This window comes from Halobacillus sp. B23F22_5 (assembly GCF_043497085.1).
Lineage (GTDB): Bacteria > Bacillota > Bacilli > Bacillales > Halobacillaceae > Thalassobacillus.
In genome coordinates, this window is record NZ_JBIEKI010000017.1 from 23,785 (window position 1) to 39,807 (window position 16,023).

The 16,023-nt window shown below is 42.9% G+C and carries 16 protein-coding genes; 9 read left to right on the forward strand and 7 right to left on the reverse strand.

Features of this window, described 5'->3' with window-relative positions:
* Positions 1-30: 30 nt before the first annotated feature.
* Together ACGTN9_RS17235 and ACGTN9_RS17240 are read right to left on the reverse strand one after the other, a co-directional pair.
* Positions 31-360 (reverse strand): four-helix bundle copper-binding protein, encoded by a 330-nt coding sequence (locus tag ACGTN9_RS17235; protein WP_499595075.1) that lies wholly within the window; start codon positions 358-360, stop codon positions 31-33.
* A 92-nt stretch (positions 361-452) separates the two neighbouring features.
* On the reverse strand, positions 453-1,577 hold the full coding sequence (locus tag ACGTN9_RS17240) for a YncE family protein (protein WP_499595077.1): 1,125 nt from the start codon (positions 1,575-1,577) through the stop codon (positions 453-455).
* A 276-nt stretch (positions 1,578-1,853) separates the two neighbouring features.
* Here ACGTN9_RS17240 and ACGTN9_RS17245 point away from each other — a divergent pair, with 276 nt between their 5' ends.
* On the forward strand, positions 1,854-2,744 hold the full coding sequence (locus ACGTN9_RS17245; protein ID WP_499595079.1) for a plastocyanin/azurin family copper-binding protein: 891 nt from the start codon (positions 1,854-1,856) through the stop codon (positions 2,742-2,744).
* Between the two features lie 168 nt (positions 2,745-2,912).
* Here ACGTN9_RS17245 and ACGTN9_RS17250 read toward each other — a convergent pair whose 3' ends face one another.
* Positions 2,913-4,223, reverse strand: coding sequence for an APC family permease (locus ACGTN9_RS17250; RefSeq protein ID WP_499595081.1), 1,311 nt, complete (start codon positions 4,221-4,223; stop codon positions 2,913-2,915).
* Between the two features lie 384 nt (positions 4,224-4,607).
* On the opposite strand from ACGTN9_RS17250, the gene ACGTN9_RS17255 reads away from it, so the two are divergent.
* Positions 4,608-6,140 carry a multicopper oxidase family protein gene (locus ACGTN9_RS17255; protein ID WP_499595083.1) on the forward strand — a complete coding sequence of 511 codons (1,533 nt, stop codon included), beginning with the start codon at positions 4,608-4,610 and terminating at the stop codon, positions 6,138-6,140.
* 160 nt (positions 6,141-6,300) lie between these two features.
* Here the strand turns inward: ACGTN9_RS17255 and ACGTN9_RS17260 are convergent, their stop codons facing one another.
* Positions 6,301-6,918, reverse strand: coding sequence for a class I SAM-dependent methyltransferase (locus ACGTN9_RS17260; RefSeq protein ID WP_499595085.1), 618 nt, complete (start codon positions 6,916-6,918; stop codon positions 6,301-6,303).
* A 45-nt stretch (positions 6,919-6,963) separates the two neighbouring features.
* Positions 6,964-7,956, reverse strand: a complete 993-nt coding sequence (locus tag ACGTN9_RS17265; RefSeq protein WP_028784586.1) for a F510_1955 family glycosylhydrolase — start codon at positions 7,954-7,956, stop codon at positions 6,964-6,966.
* Between the two features lie 238 nt (positions 7,957-8,194).
* On the opposite strand from ACGTN9_RS17265, the gene ACGTN9_RS17270 reads away from it, so the two are divergent.
* From ACGTN9_RS17270 to lgt, 6 genes are all read left to right on the forward strand, one after another.
* A complete protein-coding gene (locus ACGTN9_RS17270; protein ID WP_499595087.1) occupies positions 8,195-8,926 on the forward strand; it encodes an urease accessory protein UreH domain-containing protein in 732 nt (243 codons plus the stop codon).
* A 28-nt stretch (positions 8,927-8,954) separates the two neighbouring features.
* Positions 8,955-10,364: a sensor histidine kinase gene (locus ACGTN9_RS17275; RefSeq protein ID WP_499595089.1), complete on the forward strand. Its 1,410-nt coding sequence runs from the start codon at positions 8,955-8,957 to the stop codon at positions 10,362-10,364.
* Positions 10,339-11,016, forward strand: a complete 678-nt coding sequence (locus ACGTN9_RS17280; protein ID WP_028784583.1) for a response regulator transcription factor — start codon at positions 10,339-10,341, stop codon at positions 11,014-11,016. Before ACGTN9_RS17275 ends, ACGTN9_RS17280 begins: the two co-directional genes overlap by 26 nt.
* A gap of 339 nt (positions 11,017-11,355) precedes the next feature.
* Positions 11,356-12,456, forward strand: a complete 1,101-nt coding sequence (locus tag ACGTN9_RS17285) for a multicopper oxidase family protein (protein ID WP_499595091.1) — start codon at positions 11,356-11,358, stop codon at positions 12,454-12,456.
* 175 nt (positions 12,457-12,631) lie between these two features.
* Positions 12,632-13,042 carry a potassium channel family protein gene (locus ACGTN9_RS17290; RefSeq protein ID WP_499595093.1) on the forward strand — a complete coding sequence of 137 codons (411 nt, stop codon included), beginning with the start codon at positions 12,632-12,634 and terminating at the stop codon, positions 13,040-13,042.
* A 338-nt stretch (positions 13,043-13,380) separates the two neighbouring features.
* Positions 13,381-14,193 carry a prolipoprotein diacylglyceryl transferase gene (gene lgt, locus ACGTN9_RS17295; protein ID WP_499595094.1) on the forward strand — a complete coding sequence of 271 codons (813 nt, stop codon included), beginning with the start codon at positions 13,381-13,383 and terminating at the stop codon, positions 14,191-14,193.
* A 98-nt stretch (positions 14,194-14,291) separates the two neighbouring features.
* On the opposite strand, the gene ACGTN9_RS17300 is transcribed toward lgt, so the two are convergent.
* Together ACGTN9_RS17300 and ACGTN9_RS17305 are read right to left on the reverse strand one after the other, a co-directional pair.
* Positions 14,292-14,588, reverse strand: coding sequence for a hypothetical protein (locus ACGTN9_RS17300; protein WP_499595096.1), 297 nt, complete (start codon positions 14,586-14,588; stop codon positions 14,292-14,294).
* Between the two features lie 86 nt (positions 14,589-14,674).
* Positions 14,675-15,334, reverse strand: coding sequence for a DUF4396 domain-containing protein (locus tag ACGTN9_RS17305; protein ID WP_499595098.1), 660 nt, complete (start codon positions 15,332-15,334; stop codon positions 14,675-14,677).
* Positions 15,335-15,502: 168 nt separating this feature from the next.
* On the opposite strand from ACGTN9_RS17305, the gene ACGTN9_RS17310 reads away from it, so the two are divergent.
* On the forward strand, positions 15,503-15,847 hold the full coding sequence (locus ACGTN9_RS17310; RefSeq protein WP_499595101.1) for a four-helix bundle copper-binding protein: 345 nt from the start codon (positions 15,503-15,505) through the stop codon (positions 15,845-15,847).
* The last annotated feature ends 176 nt before the right edge of the window (positions 15,848-16,023 follow it).

Sequence of the window (16,023 nt, forward strand, 5' to 3'; positions counted from 1 at the left end):
AAAGCCCGAGTTTTTTCGTGAAGAACAATATTAAGATACTAATTTTTCACATTCATCGGCACATTTGCGGCAAGCTTCTGCGCATTTCTGGCAATGGTCATGATTATGCTTCCCGCATTCTTCTCCACAATCACGGCATGCTTTTGCGCATAATTGGGCAAGTTCATTTATAAACGGAGTATCACGAGTCAGGGATTGCTCAAAAAAGGCACAAATGTCAGCACACTCTCGATCCAATCGGATACACTCGGACATCTCCTTCACGTTATCTTCCTGCAGACACGAAATAAAACAATGATTACATGCCTCCATACATTCATGTAAGGCCTCAATTACACTGGCATACTTTTCATGACTCATTAATAATACCTCCTTTTATTATCTTACATAGACTACATAACCTTTAAGGTGATGAATGAAACTAGTTCAGTGATATAGAATGAACCTATTTTTTAAGGCATGATACTGATTCCATTCGGAATAGAGCCAACTTCAATAGTTTTAATGACTTTATTTTTTTCGTTTTGGATAACAGAAACCGTATCCTCGAACATGTTTGTCACATAGATATATCGGTCATCCGGGCTTATCACGACACCATGCGTTCCTTTTCCTGTCTGTATGGTTGCTATTGCTTCTCCTGTGGAGAGGTCGATTTTTGTCACTGAATCAGCTGGAGCATCTTCCGAACCCTGATTCGCGATAAAAGCGTATTGATCATTGGATTGGATGTACACCTGGGCCGGCCCCTCACCGACTTCCGTCTTAATGATTTCATCAGTTTCCAGGTCCACAATAGCAACTTTATTTTCTGTATGAAGGGTGGTGACAAGTGTCTTACCATCGGAAGTTATAGCTGTCGTAACCGGGGCACCCCCTACTTGGATCCGCTTTTCCTCCTTCATGGTTTTCAAATCTATGATACTGATATTGTTCTCTCCCATGTTAGCTACATACGCAATAGAACCTTCGCTTGCAATACGGAATCCGTGCGGTCCTTTCCCCGTGTCAACCGTGTCGACTACTTGATAATTAGATGTGTCAATTATAGATACTGTATTGCTTTCATTATTGGTTACCAAAGCATATCGTTGATCCCCTGTGAAATCAATATGAGCCGGGTGGCTGCCAACCTCTACTTTTTCAATCCAACGATCCTCCTCCAAATCATAAAACATAGCCACCCCGTTCATCCCATCATTCTCGTGAGTATCAGCCTCCGTATCCGAATGTTTATCTTCTCCCTCAGTTGTATTGTCATGGCCCTCCCCGCCAGGAATAACCGTCATACCAAGGGTTTTGCCATCCGGAGAAACTTGCACATTGTGGACCGTTCCGTCTACGGATAGCGAATCCACTACCGTATTGTCAGTAGCATCAATTTTTGTGACACTCCCTCCCTCGTCAGCTGTAAAGTAAAAACGTCTCTTTCCCTTTCCTGCTTCCTCCTGGTTTTCACTTGCTTTCACTGTATTCTGTTCGCTTGCTTCATCACTCGGTGTGGAAGTACCACAGCCTCCTAAAATAATGATGAATAGAACCAAACCCGAAAGTATTCCAAGCATGTTTTTTTTCATGACTGATTCCTCCTTGCTAATTTGAATTCATCATAAAAGAACACACGCTCATTTGGGTGTGAGAAATCGCACTACTGCAAAATTTCAATAGTAAATACGTACAATTTCGTGAACCTGCACACTATGTGCATAAATTCTATTTATAATAATTTCTTCTGTTTAATTATCCATCGCCTCTGTGTTTATCCCCCACTGGGGTATGTCTATCTATTTATACTTATTTACTACAAGTAGACATATAGTGTTGTAACAGGACAAGGCGAAAGGGGTATGAAGATGGGGATTTCGTTGTACATGTTGTTATTTGCGTTGCTGTCACTATGCTTGTTAACGATTAAGAAGATTCATCATAATAAAGAGGATATTTCCCGAATGACCGGAATGATGACAGCCATGACACTAGGGATGGGAGTAGGGCTGATTGCTGGTGTGGTTTTCGGCATACTTCTGGTCGGTAACCTGTTCTCATCCACAATATGGGGAATGGGTGCAGGGATCATAATCGGCTTATTTGCTGGTTTGCCATTAAGTGTAGTAGCCATATTAGACGGGATGCTGTCGGGGCTAATGGGAGGGATGATGGGAGCCATGCTTGGAGAAATGATACCAAGTGATTATCGGGAGGCCATGGTGAAAATCCTTTTTCTTTTCTTTGTGGCAGTCTTCTCCTTGCTTCTCCAGCTTATTCATTTGGAACGGCGTCAGGAAAATGAACCCCTTCCCAACTATCCGCTGCTAGCCATGGGTCTGTTTGTGTTGTTTTCTGTCATTTTCCACCAGTTCGGGCCAATGTTTCCTGACCCTCTTCTGTTAGATCAGGAACATTCCCTTCCTGCTAAAGAGGAAAACAAGGTAACCATCCAAACAAAAGATTTCAGTTTTGGCCCTTCTAACGTCACCCTTCGTTCGGGAGAGAAAGTGATCCTGACGTTAGAAAACCAAGGTGAAGTTGATCATGACCTGGAAATTATAGGCCTTACTACAACCGAGTCCCATGCTAATGACCCGGCGCATGACCACGGAACCGAAAATCTCCATTTGCATGCCTCACCGGGGGAACAAGCAACAATTGCATTCATACCTGCTGAAAGCGGCATATATCAGTTTGTATGTACATTGCCTGGACACGAAGAGGCGGGAATGGTTGGTACTTTCACCATTTCATAAACAATAAAGGAAACAAATTTTACGAAGCTCGAATGCCATTCAACTTAATACCAATCTCTCAAAGCACTCGCTCACTTTTCATTTAATTTATCAAAAATAAGCTGAAGGCATAAAAGCCTTCAGCTTATTCAGTAGTAAGCTCATATGGATAAGATCCCGTAACATAAATCAATGATGTTTTTCTTCGTCATTAACATTTTGAAGGAAAACATGCTCGCCAATAAAAATGACAATGATAAACAAAAGGGAAACTGCTACTATCAACCAGTCATGAACAATCTTTACCCAGATGAACGCCACCAAAACAATGGCATCGAGAATAATAGCTGTCAACACAATACCATTGTTCGCTTGAACTTTGTTACGTAAATGTTTGAACACTCCCCAATGGACGATCATATCCATCACAAGATATAAAATCGCCCCGACAGAAGCAATTCTGCTCAAATCGAAAACAACAGCCAGTACCATCGCTAGTACGACGGTGTAAACCAATGTATGCCTTTGGATACGCCCCGGCATTCCAAAATGGCTATGCGGGATAAGCTTCATATCTGTCAACATGGCAAGCATTCGAGAAACAGCGAAAACACTTGCGATAATGCCAGAAATCGTTGCTATGATGGCAATACCTACGGTAAACCACAGGCCATAACTGCCGAACGCCGGTCTAGCTGCTTCAGCCAAAGAATAATCCTTCGCTTCAATGATGTCGTATAATGGGAGGTTGCTGGAAACGGCCCAGGCTACCAATAAATAAACAATCAAGCTGATGGATATGGAAGCAACTATAGCTCTGCCTACATTTTTCTTAGGCTTGACAATCTCAGAACCACTATTGGTAATCGTCGTGAACCCTTTAAAAGATAAAATCGTTAAAGCGACCGCAGCTACCATGCTGGGGATGGTAGAATCCGCCGTCCCGCTCCCCCCTTCAGCAGGTGTAATGGAAAACCCGGCAACCCATAGTCCTCCCAGAGCAAAAATGACTAACCCTAGTATCTTGAGAAGGGACACAATAGAAGTGAACGTTTGAATAAAACTGTTGCCTGATATGTTTACGAGGAAAGCGAAAACTAATAAACCGACACCTAACACAGGTACAAGGTAACTGGAATCATCAATGTTAAAAATCTGAAGGGTATAGGTCCCGAAAGTACGAGCTACCAGGCTCTGATTTATTACCATCGATACGGCCATCAGCATCGCTGCTGAGGCTGTTATGGTTCCTTTGCCATAAGCTTTTACAAGGAACATTCCTATTCCGCCTGCAGAAGGGTATTCGTTACTCATCTTTACATAGGAATAAGCACTAAACCCTGTAACAATCCCGCCAATAATAAACATAACAGGAAACCATGTTCCTGCCAGCTCAGCAACTTGTCCCAACAATGCAAATATCCCTGCACTGATCATAACACCTGTCCCCAGGCCTATTGCACCTATAAGGGAGAGGCTGTTCTTTTTGTATTGCCCCATTGTTCTCACCCCAAAAGTTATATTTCTTATCCTTTTCCCCTTTAATTGTGCAGTTTTTATGCAATTGAAAAGAATTACTATTAAAACACACAAATAGGCGAAGTTTTCTATATGTACCTACATCATAAGAGAGAATGCTGCAAGTAAGAAATATTCAACGTCTTTTGTTCAATCCTAGTCTAAACTAAAACGATCAGCCTTATTCTACGAGTGTTTTTGGGATAGTTGGAATCATTAAAGAACTTTTCGCTTACAACGATACGGGGAGTGAAAAATGACCTTATTCTGCTACACTTTCATAATTTCTTTACATCATCTGCACAATACCTGCAATATTTTGGGGTATACATAACAGGGTATAAAAAATTATGAGGTGAAGCAAAAATGAACAGAAAAATTATCGGATCAATCATGATCATCATTCTTTTAGGAATCGGGGTAGTTATGTTTTTTAACTCTCCTCTTTATAACAACAGTACCACCCAATCCTTACCAGGCGGGGTGACCGAAGGGAAAGGAACGAGCATTATGGAAGTGGGGAATCAGGAAGCGGGAGACCGACCGGTCAAAACATTCGACCTCACAGCCCAGGAGACAGAATGGGAAATTGGCAATGGAGAGACTGTGAATGCATGGACCTATAACGGGACAGTACCTGGGGAACCGTTGCGCGTAACTGAAGGGGATTACGTGCGAATTAATTTAAAAAATGAGTTGGAAGTCCCCGTTACCATTCACTGGCATGGTGTATTGCTACCTAATAAAATGGATGGGGTGCCAGGGCTGACGCAGAATTCGGTCCAGCCAGGTGAGTCATTCACCTACGAGTATATCGCTGATGATGCAGGTACGTACTGGTATCATTCCCACCAGCACAGCTCCAAACAGGTAGATAAAGGTTTGTACGGATCTCTGATTATTGAAGAAAAAGAAAAAGAGTATGAACAGGATGAATTCTTCATCCTCGACGAATGGGCTGTCAATCAAGAGAAAAGAGACCTATCCAATATGGGGGGGATGATGATGGGAGGCATGTCTGGTGACGGTGAAGCAGATACGAAGCAAATGTACGATACCTTCACCGTAAATGGAAAGACTGGCGAAGCTATTGAACCGCTTGTGATGGAAGAAGGGGAAACAGCTCGACTACGTTTCGTGAACGCGGGTTTCCAGCAACACCAATTGGTTTTCCCGAAAGGTTCCATGAAAGTGATCGCCAATGATGCCGAAAAAGTCAATGGCGAACAAGGTTCCACGAATGTAATGGAAATTGCACCAGGAGAACGGATTGACGTAGAATTTACCAAACAGACAAGTGATGCAGCAGTCATCGCACAAAAAACAGATGTAGAAAATGCAGAAGATATGAGAATTCCAGTAGTTACAAAAGAAAATGCAGATAATACGACGTCTGATATGGATGTCGCGGCAAGCACGGATATAGCGAACGGGGTTTCTTATGGCAGTGAAAAATTACTTTTTGAAGAAACGCCGGATCCTGATGTTACCTACAATATGGATTTGAGCATGGGAATGAATATGGGACAGGGAATGGCCTTTCAAATCAATAATGAGATTTTTCCCGACACCCCTCCCATTCAAGTAAAAGAAGGGGATATCGTAAAGGTGAACATTACGAATTCCGGGCGCATGAATCACCCGATGCACCTGCATGGCCACCGATTCCAGGTTGCTTCTAAAAATGGCAGTGCTTATGAGAACCCGATCGTCAAAGACTTGATTCATGTGAAGCCTGGAGAAGAATATACGGTTTATTTTGAAGCAAACAACAAGGGAGAATGGCTGTTCCACTGTCATGATAATAACCATGCAGATCGCGGCATGGTAACGATCGTCGATTATCAGGGTGTATATTCCCCGTTTGAAATCGGCGGAAAATATGACAACCAGCCTTGATCGTTAACAAAAAGCTGAGCCGTTCACAGTGGGTGTGAACGGCTCAGCTTTTATTGATCAACCATTACCTATAGTATAAGTTTTTGAAAACAACTAGTTTACTTTGACTTTTGATTTTTGGTGAAACAGCGCACGGTTTCCACTCATGTACTTCATCCATTCACTTTTTTTTAGGCGAAAGAATCAATCTTCTCATAATCGAAGACATCAGGAATTCCTCATTTTCCACTCTCATCCCTGCCTGCCTAATATTATCCATCGTCTTGCGGTTGATATTTGCCCCGACAATATGCAAACCGATTGGATTCAAAAAATCCATTACTTTCCCTGTAAGTTCATGATCACTCCGCATATGCTCCAACATAATGATTCTCCCTGACGGTTTTGTGACCCGGCGGATTTCTTTGAAGCCCTGTACTGGGTCAGGTACAGAACAAAAAACACAGGTAGAAACAACCGTGTCAAACGTATTATCAGGAAAGTCCATCTGTTGGGCATCCATTTCCATCAGCTCCACATGCTGAGGCAGCTTGTCAGCTTTTTCTCTCGCTTTTTGAAGCATTCCGGGGCTGAAATCAATTCCTGTCACCTCCACATCAAGAGGGTAGTGCTTAAGGTTTGAGCCTGTTCCGACACCTACTTCCAATACGTTTCCATTCACATGTTTCATCAGGTCTTCCCGCCATTTTTCACGGATCATCCGATCCATCAAGTCGAATACACCGGAAATCCTGTTATACCTTTGCTTGATGGTTTCGGTCTGGTTATTTTTCTCCATAGAGGTCTCCCCTTATTTTATTAGCTGATGAGAGAAAAACCAAAATTACTCAGCGACTGCTGTTCCTTGCTTAATAATTTGCTGCCAGTTTTCCCCGTTATCTTTCGTGATATAAGCAGCTTCCTTCTCCCCATCGCTGGCTAGTAGCGTAATTTCTGCTTCATTCGCAGGATTCTTCGCTAGATACAAGATGGCTTGATTCGTTAATTCAGGAAGCTCCACCGTTTCAGAGGAGCGGTTTTCTAGATTCATGATTGCTAAATTGGATTCCCCATCATACGTAGCGTAATACAACCTGTCCCCTTCGAAATATACAGCAGTACCTTGAACGTTCTCTTTGACAGGTTCAAAGGTCTTTCCCGCATCTTCACTTAGATAGACCCCGGTTTCGTTTGATACTGCAACTATATTTTCATCGGTCGGATGAACGGCAATGGCAAATGGGGAATTGTTCAATCCCTCTGCTTCCACCGCATCCCATGATGTTCCATCATCGAAACTTCGGTAAAACCCGGCATCTAGCTCCGAGTTCGGCTGCATATTCAATAGATAAATGGCGTGGTTTTCATAACCAACCCCTATCGTATGAAAATCGCTTTCCCCTTCAAATCCCAAATTTTCCAGACTCCTCCCACCATCCGTACTTTTCTTAAGCCCTAACGGATTCGGCAAATCGGAATCTTTTCCGGGATGGCCTGATGTATAGAAACCCTCATCTACAGCTGTAAAACCCATGTAGTCGTTGTTTTGGCCTGTTGTCTCCATCCACTTGCCATCTTTATAAAATTTAAGCCCGGTATGGGAAGCGAATGCGATTCCGTTTTCCTGTTGCAAGTATCCCACACCATGGATATGGTCGGTAGACCCTTCAAACGGCTGAAGGAAATCTGAAGTATTAGAAGGCGAATCACTTGACTCGTTTGATTTGGTTGTTTCCGATTGACCGCTATCCTCTGTCTTTGTCTCCTCTTCATTTTGGCTACACCCAGCGATAATGACGCCCACACTGAGCAAAGTGATAAGTAATAACTTGTTCATCTAAAGCAACTCCTCTATAAAATGTCTGTTCACCATTATATCCTATTTTTATGGAGATTTTGTGAAGGTTACACAATCTATTCATAAATGCATAAAGGTTCCTACTTATATTCCATCTACGAGAAAATACACCTTCCCCACCGATTCTCCCCTGGTGGGAAGGTGAAACGGAAAAACTGCACGTTTTCTGCAAAAATAACTATTACTCTAGTAGTGTCATGAAAAGGAGGCAAAGACTATGTACGAAATGTTGAATTGGCTCAGCAGAGTAGTGATGGAGCCGGTGATACAACTCTCCTACAGCGTACAGGAATGGCCGTTGTTTTATGCCATGGTTCTCGGTCTTGTAGGAGCTGCTGCTCCCTGTCAGTTGACAGGGAACATAGGAGCGATGACACTTTATGGTGCCCGGTCGTTCCGTGAAAAAATTCCTTGGCTGCATATCTGGATGTTCATTATAGGCAAGCTGGTCGTATTTTCATTATTAGGGTTGATATTCTGGCTGTTAGGTAAAGATGTCTTCCAGCAGCTCCAATCGATGTTCCCATGGTTGAGAAAAGCCATCGGCCCATTGCTGGTCATAATTGGGGCATACTTGGTGGGAGTGATAAAGTTTAACAAGACCGTGACTTTATTTAAAGTACCGGAGCGGTTATCCTCCCAGCAATCCCCATGGGGCAGTTTCTTTCTTGGATCTAGTTTTACACTGGCATTTTGCCCCACCATGTTCGTTTTGTTTTTCCTTACGTTGATGCCAATTGTCGTAGCAACCCCTTATGGTGCAGTCATGCCGATGGTATTCGGGATTGGGACGTCGATTCCTTTGTTGTTATTCATCGGACTGATTGCTTATTTCGGGCTGAGTGGCAACCTCATGAAGAAAGGACGCCGCGCCGGGACCATCGTCCAGCGTACTGCAGGTATGCTTTTGATTATTATCGGAGTGCTGGACACGTTGACATATTGGTAGATATAGAAAGAAATCGAGGTTTGATATCATGTTCAATAAACTATCATGGAAAGTAGCGTCCTTATTTTTTCTTTTCATTGCGATTGTGGAGATTTTACTCTTTTCCGTCCTGTATACCAACCTGGTGACCAGTCAGGTCGATGAAGTTTTAGAAGGGTTACTCGCACGTGGAAGCAGTCACCGGGACGTGCTTGAAAAAAACTTTGATGATATCACGTTGCAGCATGTAGCTCTCATGGAAACAGAAGCAGTCACCGATGTGGTTATCACCGGAAGCGATGGAGAAGTGCTATCAAAATCGACTACTGTTAGTGAAGAAATTGTTCGGCTGATTGAAAATAACAGAACTGCTGATATCGCCCATGAAGGCAGGATTATCGAGGACCGGTGGAGAATTGCCCCCTATATTGCGACACGATCACCGATTGTCATTGACGGGCAACGAATGGGAAATGTCTATATGTTCTCCCCATCTGATGTCGTCCAGCGTGTCGTGACAGAATTGACCCGGCAGTTTGTCATTATAGGGCTGTTCACCATTTTATTAACCATCATCACGATATTTATATTGTCGCGCTTCTTAACTTTCCCGCTGCTCCATATGAAACAAGTGACCGAACGCATGAGCGCTGGAGAAACGAACATTTCGCTTGAAACTATCAACCGGAAAGATGAGTTAGGTAATCTGGCTATATCCATTCAGACACTTGCGCGTGACCTGGACCATTTGAAGCGCGAACGGAACGATTTCCTCGCCAATATTGCCCACGAATTACGGACCCCGCTCACCTATATCAAAGGGTATGCGGACATAGCCGGTCGCACGAATTTATCGCAGGAAGAACGGTACCATTATTTAACGATTTTAAAAGAGGAAACGGAACAATTGACGTTGCTGGTAAAGAATTTATTTGCATTAGCCAGGATGGATCAGAATCAATTTGCTATTATGCCAGAGCAAGTAAAATTATGTGGTTATTTGGAGAAGGTGGTCAGCCGGTTGAGCCCTGTTTTCGAAGAGAAACAAATCCAACTGCATTTGGATTGTCCGGTGGATGTAACAGCCCATGTGGATCCGGAGCGTTTTCAGCAAATTATTCTCAATTTGCTTGATAACGCATTGAAACACTCACCACCGGAGACGAAGATACAAGTAGTTGCCAGATCGCAGCATCCCGGTGCAGAAGTGAAGATTATCGATGAAGGAAGCGGGATCCCGGAAGAAGAACTCCCGTATATTTTTGATCGTCTCTACAGGGTAGATAAATCTCGTTCGAGATCAAGTGGAGGGTCCGGGTTAGGACTGGCAATTGTTAAGGAAATCGTTCGCCTGCATGAAGGTCATATACACGTGGAAAGCAGCCTCGATGAAGGGACGACTTTTACCATTGCTTTTCCAGGAGGAGATACAGATGATCAAAACGTTAATAGTCGATGACGAGCAACGGATGCTTGACTTGATAGCTTTATATCTAAAGCCGGAAGGCTTTCACTGTGAGCAAGCGACATCCGGAAAGGAAGCGATCAAACAGGTAAGACACACCACTTACGACGTCATCCTGTTAGATATCATGATGCCGGAGATGAGTGGCTGGGAGGTTTGTAAGTCTATACGGGAAACCTCCGAGGTACCTGTCATCATGATTACCGCACGGGAACAAAAAGAGGATATCGTCAAAGGGCTGAAGCTTGGAGCAGATGATTATGTTACAAAACCTTTTGATGGGGATGAACTGATAGCACGAATAAAGGCGGTGTTAAGAAGAACAGGTAAGAGGGATCGTATTGAAATCGATGGACTTGCCTGGGATGGGGTCAACCATGAACTTACCTACCATGAGGAACCCATCAAACTGACCCCGAAAGAATTCGCCATCATCGGCTATGTGATGAAGCGCCCTAATCGTGTCTATAACCGCGATCAATTGATCGAGTTGATTTGGGGACTTGATTCGGAGACAGAAGGACGTACCATTGATTCCCATGTGCGGAATATGCGGGAAAAAGTCAGGGGGTCCGGATTCCCGATCGATGATTACTTTCAAACGGTGTGGGGCATCGGTTACAAGTGGGTGCAGCCTCGATCATAAAATAGAAATCTTGATAGTAATCTGGTTCATTTAATAAATATAGTTTAATTAGTTGAAACGCTTGGATGAAAATAACATTTAAGCGTTTTTTGCATACGTAAGCTGTTAGCTATTGGATGATATCATTCATTTTTGGTACTCCCTGTGCCATTCTCAACCGACGAATTCTATTCCGTAGCTGTCCTATAAAAGGATTCGATTACAAAACTCCTCTTTGATATATTGCCCAATTTGTCATGATGTCACAAAATCATCACATATATTCTGGAATTAATGCACAATTTCTCAATAAATACCTGCTAATTTTAAATAACTAAAACTTATTAAAGGGAGAGTACTATGAAAAGAAAATGGATCATAACTTTAGTTGCCTTAGCCGCGATAGGTTCTACATTTATATACCAGCAATTGACACTGGCTTCGACATCAGATACCGGTGTAACTGCACCAGCATCCAAATCAGCTCCAATCGAATCGCCAGGAGTAGAAACTTTGCACGGCGAAGAGGAAGATGGAGTCAAACGTTTTGAATTGACAGCTGAGCCGGTGACACAGACATTCACCAGTGACTATCAGGGAAAGGCATGGGGATACAATGGCAGTACGCCGGGTCCGACACTGGTCGCGGATGAGGGCGATAAGGTTGAACTTACGGTGACGAACAACCTCCCAGAAGCAACATCTGTCCATTGGCATGGCTTGAAGGTTCCGAATGACATGGATGGTGTAACCTCTATCCAGGATACACCGACTATCGAACCTGGCGAATCCTTTACTTATACCTTCACACTCGAACAGTCTGGCACCTATATGTATCACTCGCACACCAATGTTTCCAAACAGGAATTAATGGGACTAGGAGGAGCTTTCGTCATCCAGCCGAAAAAACAGAATCAACAAGTGGACAGGGACATCGTCATGATGCTTCAGGAATGGACACTTGAAGGTGCTGGAGGCCATGGCGATATGGAAATGGCTATGCCATCTTCCGATAAAGAAGCAAATGATGAAGAACATTCAGAAAAGGAAGGAATGACGGCAAAAGCAAGCGATGATTCAGACGCCTACGAAATTAACCCGATGGGAATGGAACCGAATACATTCACAATCAACGGAAAATCTTATCCAGATACAGAACCGATTCAGGTAAAAAGAGGGGAAACTGTACGATTGAGATTTACTAACCTCAGCGGAAATTCTCATCCGATGCACATGCATGGGGATGACTTTAAAGTGGTGGCTGCTGATGGCAACCGTATTGATGCATCCGCACAGCTTACCAAGAACACCATCAATGTGGCTGCAGGGGAAACCTGGGATGTTGAATTCACTGCAGAAAACGTAGGTAAATGGCCAATCCATTGTCATAAACCCCATCACACCATGAATGCAAATGGTGACACGGGCGGCATGTTTACGGTAATAGAAGTTGTAGAATAATCCCTTAAGCTTAAATAAGCTGTTGAGGCTTTCTCAACAGCTTATTTTATTTAAAAGGAAGATAAAGCACCTCTATTCGTGACGGAAGTATATCCCTAAAACCCCAAAAACCAAAATAACCTCCGAGGAAGTAATGAATGATAGATGCTCTACAAAAACATAGAAAGGTGATAATATGGCTAATTTCTTATTCGGTGCAACTATTGTATTTATCGCTGCCAATCGTGTCTACTTCTTTACGAACAAAACCTACCGGAAAAGCAAGTTCAGTACAGCTTTATTTTTAAAGTTATTCTTTGTACTAACGGGGGTCCTGGTAGGGTTTGCCTTCCTCTATTACGTACTTTCTTTAAATGAAGTAGTTCTGGTGGAAAATATCAAGTCGAGAAAGCCGGTTGACCCTACCTTTCCAAACCTTTTATACTTTAGCGGGGTTACCCTGCTAACAATCGGATACGGAGATATAGTACCCATTGGAGTAGCTCGTTTCTTTGCTGTGCTTGAATCAAGTATTGGAGTTCTTTTGCCTACAGCCTATTTTATGAAAGCACTCGTTTCTTCAAACTGCTCAAACGACGATCAGTAAAGAGCCAACTCAATCGATGCTTGGTACTCTTTTTCTTCAGCAATCTTGTAGAGGTATACGAAGAGAATGCACATCAGGACGCTGGACTTACGATACTTGTGTATTATCTTAATGCAAGCTTCCCTGATCCATTCCTTTATAACCTGCAACTAACAGGCAAGAATACTTAAAGATTACATGGCTAAATGTATGATGGTAGGCTCCAAATGCACATATTTAATCAAAGGTTGTCATAAAACCGTCAAATGTGACGTAAAGATATGCACGGTTTCTTCACAAAATCTTGCTAATATAAATCATGGGAAACACCCTACTCTACAATGGAAGGGATAGACGTCATGGAATCTTCAATACAACCACTTAGTCGTATAGCGATTGAATTCGGCCCTATTACCATTTATTGGTATGGTATCATCATTGCTCTTGGTGCACTATTGGGGTATCTCATCACCATTAAGGAATGTGAACGCGTAGGGATCAATAAAGATCATTTCACAGACCTGCTGGTATACGCTATACCGGTTTCTATATTATCTGCACGAATATATTACGTCGCTTTTGAATGGGAACGATATAAAGACCAGCCTGGAAATATCATTGCGATATGGGAAGGCGGAATCGCCATCCATGGCGCATTACTCGGCGCCATTTTGACGGCCTACTTTTATACGAAGAAGAAAAAGATCCCTTTCTGGAAAATGGCCGATGTTGCAGCGCCTGGACTGCTTGTTGGACAGGCGATTGGCAGATGGGGAAACTTTATGAATCAGGAGGCACATGGCGGTCCTGTGACTAGAAGCTTCCTTGAGAATCTCTGGCTTCCGGATTGGATCATCAACCAGATGTACATTAGTGGTACCTATTACCATCCGACATTCCTATATGAATCTTTATGGAATATAATCGGGTTAATCGTGTTGCTGGTACTAAGGCGAAAGGTCAAGATGAAGCGCGGAGAATTGTTTCTTAGTTATGTGATATGGTATTCGTTCGGGAGATTTTTCATTGAAGGGATGCGGACGGATAGCCTGATGCTGGCCCCATCGCTTCGTGTTGCCCAGTTATTATCCGTTTTCCTCATTGTGATGAGCTTGATTGTATGGTGGTACCGCAGAAAACGTTACAAATCTTTGCCGCCATACGGAGAGTAATAGCTTCAGCAAGCATGAGCCTTTTATAAAGATATTTGCATGAAAAAAGCTGGCCCGGAATCCTAGCCAGCTTTTGTAGTAGCGTTAGTTACTCTTATTCATTTCTTTAAATTCGCGCTAGGTGCTGCTCCATTTGTGCCGTGCATGGATTGGTACATGTTTTTGATTTCTTCCTTAGTCCATTCCGGATGCATGTTTTCCATCAACTTCTTCGCCTGCCCAAAATTAATGACACCATTTGAATTAAGCACCTCTTGATGCATCTCATCCATTTCCATCATTTGTTCACTTCCTTCTGCAGGCATTTCCATCTCGTCGCTTGCAGCCTGTACACCAGAAACACCGCCGGCTACTATAAACCCCATAGACAATGCTCCAATAATGAATGATTTCATATCTATCAGCTCCTTTTCATGATGATTTCATCATAAAGTTAAACTATCAAGAATTCATCGAGAAAGTATGAAGGTTTAATGACAAGTCACATTTCTTCTTTGATCCCCCGCTTCACCAACCACCAATTGGCCGGGTAACTTGTGAAGAAGCCCAGGATCAAGGCTATTTGCATCATAAACCAATAAGTCGGTTCATGCGGTTTAGGTGGATTGGGGGCAAATATGACAAAGTGGACAAGTGCCATCCATCCGAACATCCCTACCTCGAAGGCGATCAAAGCGAGTGAGTCTGCCTTAATGGCATCCTTGAAGTTTTGAAAAACCCCTTTATCTTTATTCATAGGATAAATCGCATAAAATTGAAAGAAAATCCCAAATAAGTATGCCAGGATAAATTCCATCGTAAAGTCTGCAAATATCGCGGCACCTGCAACCGTCATTCCAGTAATCACCACGATGGGAATACCTACAATATCCCCAATGGCACATCCGGACGAACAATGGCTGGTCGAAACGAATACTTTTGCAGGCCACTTCCTGTTGTCCTCTTTCTCGATTCCTTTCGCCTTTAAACGGCCCCATCTATAATACGCCCATAAGTTAAACGGCCCAAAAAATAAGCCATTGATGGGCCAAACCAGATTCATCACCATCATTTGCTGTGGGTGCCTAATCACGTCGATGAGTATGATAAGAAAACTTAGTAACCCCAGTCCTAACGCTATCCATGAGATAGTCGTTAACATAAATCCACCTCCAATAGTAATGCTACAACACCATACCCCGATGACGTATATAGATAAACTTTGTGCTATAGACAATAAACAATTTCCAGATCTGATTCGATAGAGGTGGGGCATAACATGCACTCATTTGGGTAACATACGGTGGACTATCCAAAAGGAGGAGTTTTGATGGGAGTTTTATCTAATTCACCAAAAAATATGGATCAATGTATTGAGGAGTGTCTTCGGTGTTTACGAGCATGTGAGGAATGTCTTACTGCTTGCTTACAAGAGCAGGATGTACAAGCAAGGGCAAAGTGTATACAAACATTAAATGACTGCGCAGAAATATGTGTGCAAGCGGCGCAATATATGTCACGCAACAGTCAATTTGCTGTACAACTATGCGGCCTATGTGCAAGTATTTGTGATCAATGCGCCATGGAATGTGAGAAATTCCAGGATAATCATTGTCAGGAGTGTGCGAAGATTTGCCGCCAATGCGCAGACGAATGCCGAAAAATGGCTGGGTAAATAAAAAGTGAAAATGAGAAAAAGTAGTTAAAATGCATAAAATCTAAACATTTGATTGTTATTCTATACATGTTCACCTAGTGAACAGTCGCTAACCATGCAGGAAAGTGCAATACCCCCCTTTATGCTTGAGGACTCAACGAGTCCTCACAGGTGCAGCGGAAAACATTATGTTT

Coding starts and splice junctions, on each gene's coding strand:
- lgt (WP_499595094.1), top strand. CDS start 13,381: ATGGAATCTTCAATACAACCACTTAGTCGTATAGCGATTGAATTCGGC.
- ACGTN9_RS17270 (WP_499595087.1), top strand. CDS start 8,195: ATGTACGAAATGTTGAATTGGCTCAGCAGAGTAGTGATGGAGCCGGTG.
- ACGTN9_RS17265 (WP_028784586.1), bottom strand. CDS start 7,956: ATGAACAAGTTATTACTTATCACTTTGCTCAGTGTGGGCGTCATTATC.
- ACGTN9_RS17260 (WP_499595085.1), bottom strand. CDS start 6,918: ATGGAGAAAAATAACCAGACCGAAACCATCAAGCAAAGGTATAACAGG.
- ACGTN9_RS17255 (WP_499595083.1), top strand. CDS start 4,608: ATGAACAGAAAAATTATCGGATCAATCATGATCATCATTCTTTTAGGA.
- ACGTN9_RS17250 (WP_499595081.1), bottom strand. CDS start 4,223: ATGGGGCAATACAAAAAGAACAGCCTCTCCCTTATAGGTGCAATAGGC.
- ACGTN9_RS17280 (WP_028784583.1), top strand. CDS start 10,339: ATGATCAAAACGTTAATAGTCGATGACGAGCAACGGATGCTTGACTTG.
- ACGTN9_RS17245 (WP_499595079.1), top strand. CDS start 1,854: ATGGGGATTTCGTTGTACATGTTGTTATTTGCGTTGCTGTCACTATGC.
- ACGTN9_RS17285 (WP_499595091.1), top strand. CDS start 11,356: ATGAAAAGAAAATGGATCATAACTTTAGTTGCCTTAGCCGCGATAGGT.
- ACGTN9_RS17300 (WP_499595096.1), bottom strand. CDS start 14,588: ATGAAATCATTCATTATTGGAGCATTGTCTATGGGGTTTATAGTAGCC.
- ACGTN9_RS17240 (WP_499595077.1), bottom strand. CDS start 1,577: ATGAAAAAAAACATGCTTGGAATACTTTCGGGTTTGGTTCTATTCATC.
- ACGTN9_RS17290 (WP_499595093.1), top strand. CDS start 12,632: ATGGCTAATTTCTTATTCGGTGCAACTATTGTATTTATCGCTGCCAAT.
- ACGTN9_RS17310 (WP_499595101.1), top strand. CDS start 15,503: ATGGGAGTTTTATCTAATTCACCAAAAAATATGGATCAATGTATTGAG.
- ACGTN9_RS17235 (WP_499595075.1), bottom strand. CDS start 360: ATGAGTCATGAAAAGTATGCCAGTGTAATTGAGGCCTTACATGAATGT.
- ACGTN9_RS17305 (WP_499595098.1), bottom strand. CDS start 15,334: ATGTTAACGACTATCTCATGGATAGCGTTAGGACTGGGGTTACTAAGT.
- ACGTN9_RS17275 (WP_499595089.1), top strand. CDS start 8,955: ATGTTCAATAAACTATCATGGAAAGTAGCGTCCTTATTTTTTCTTTTC.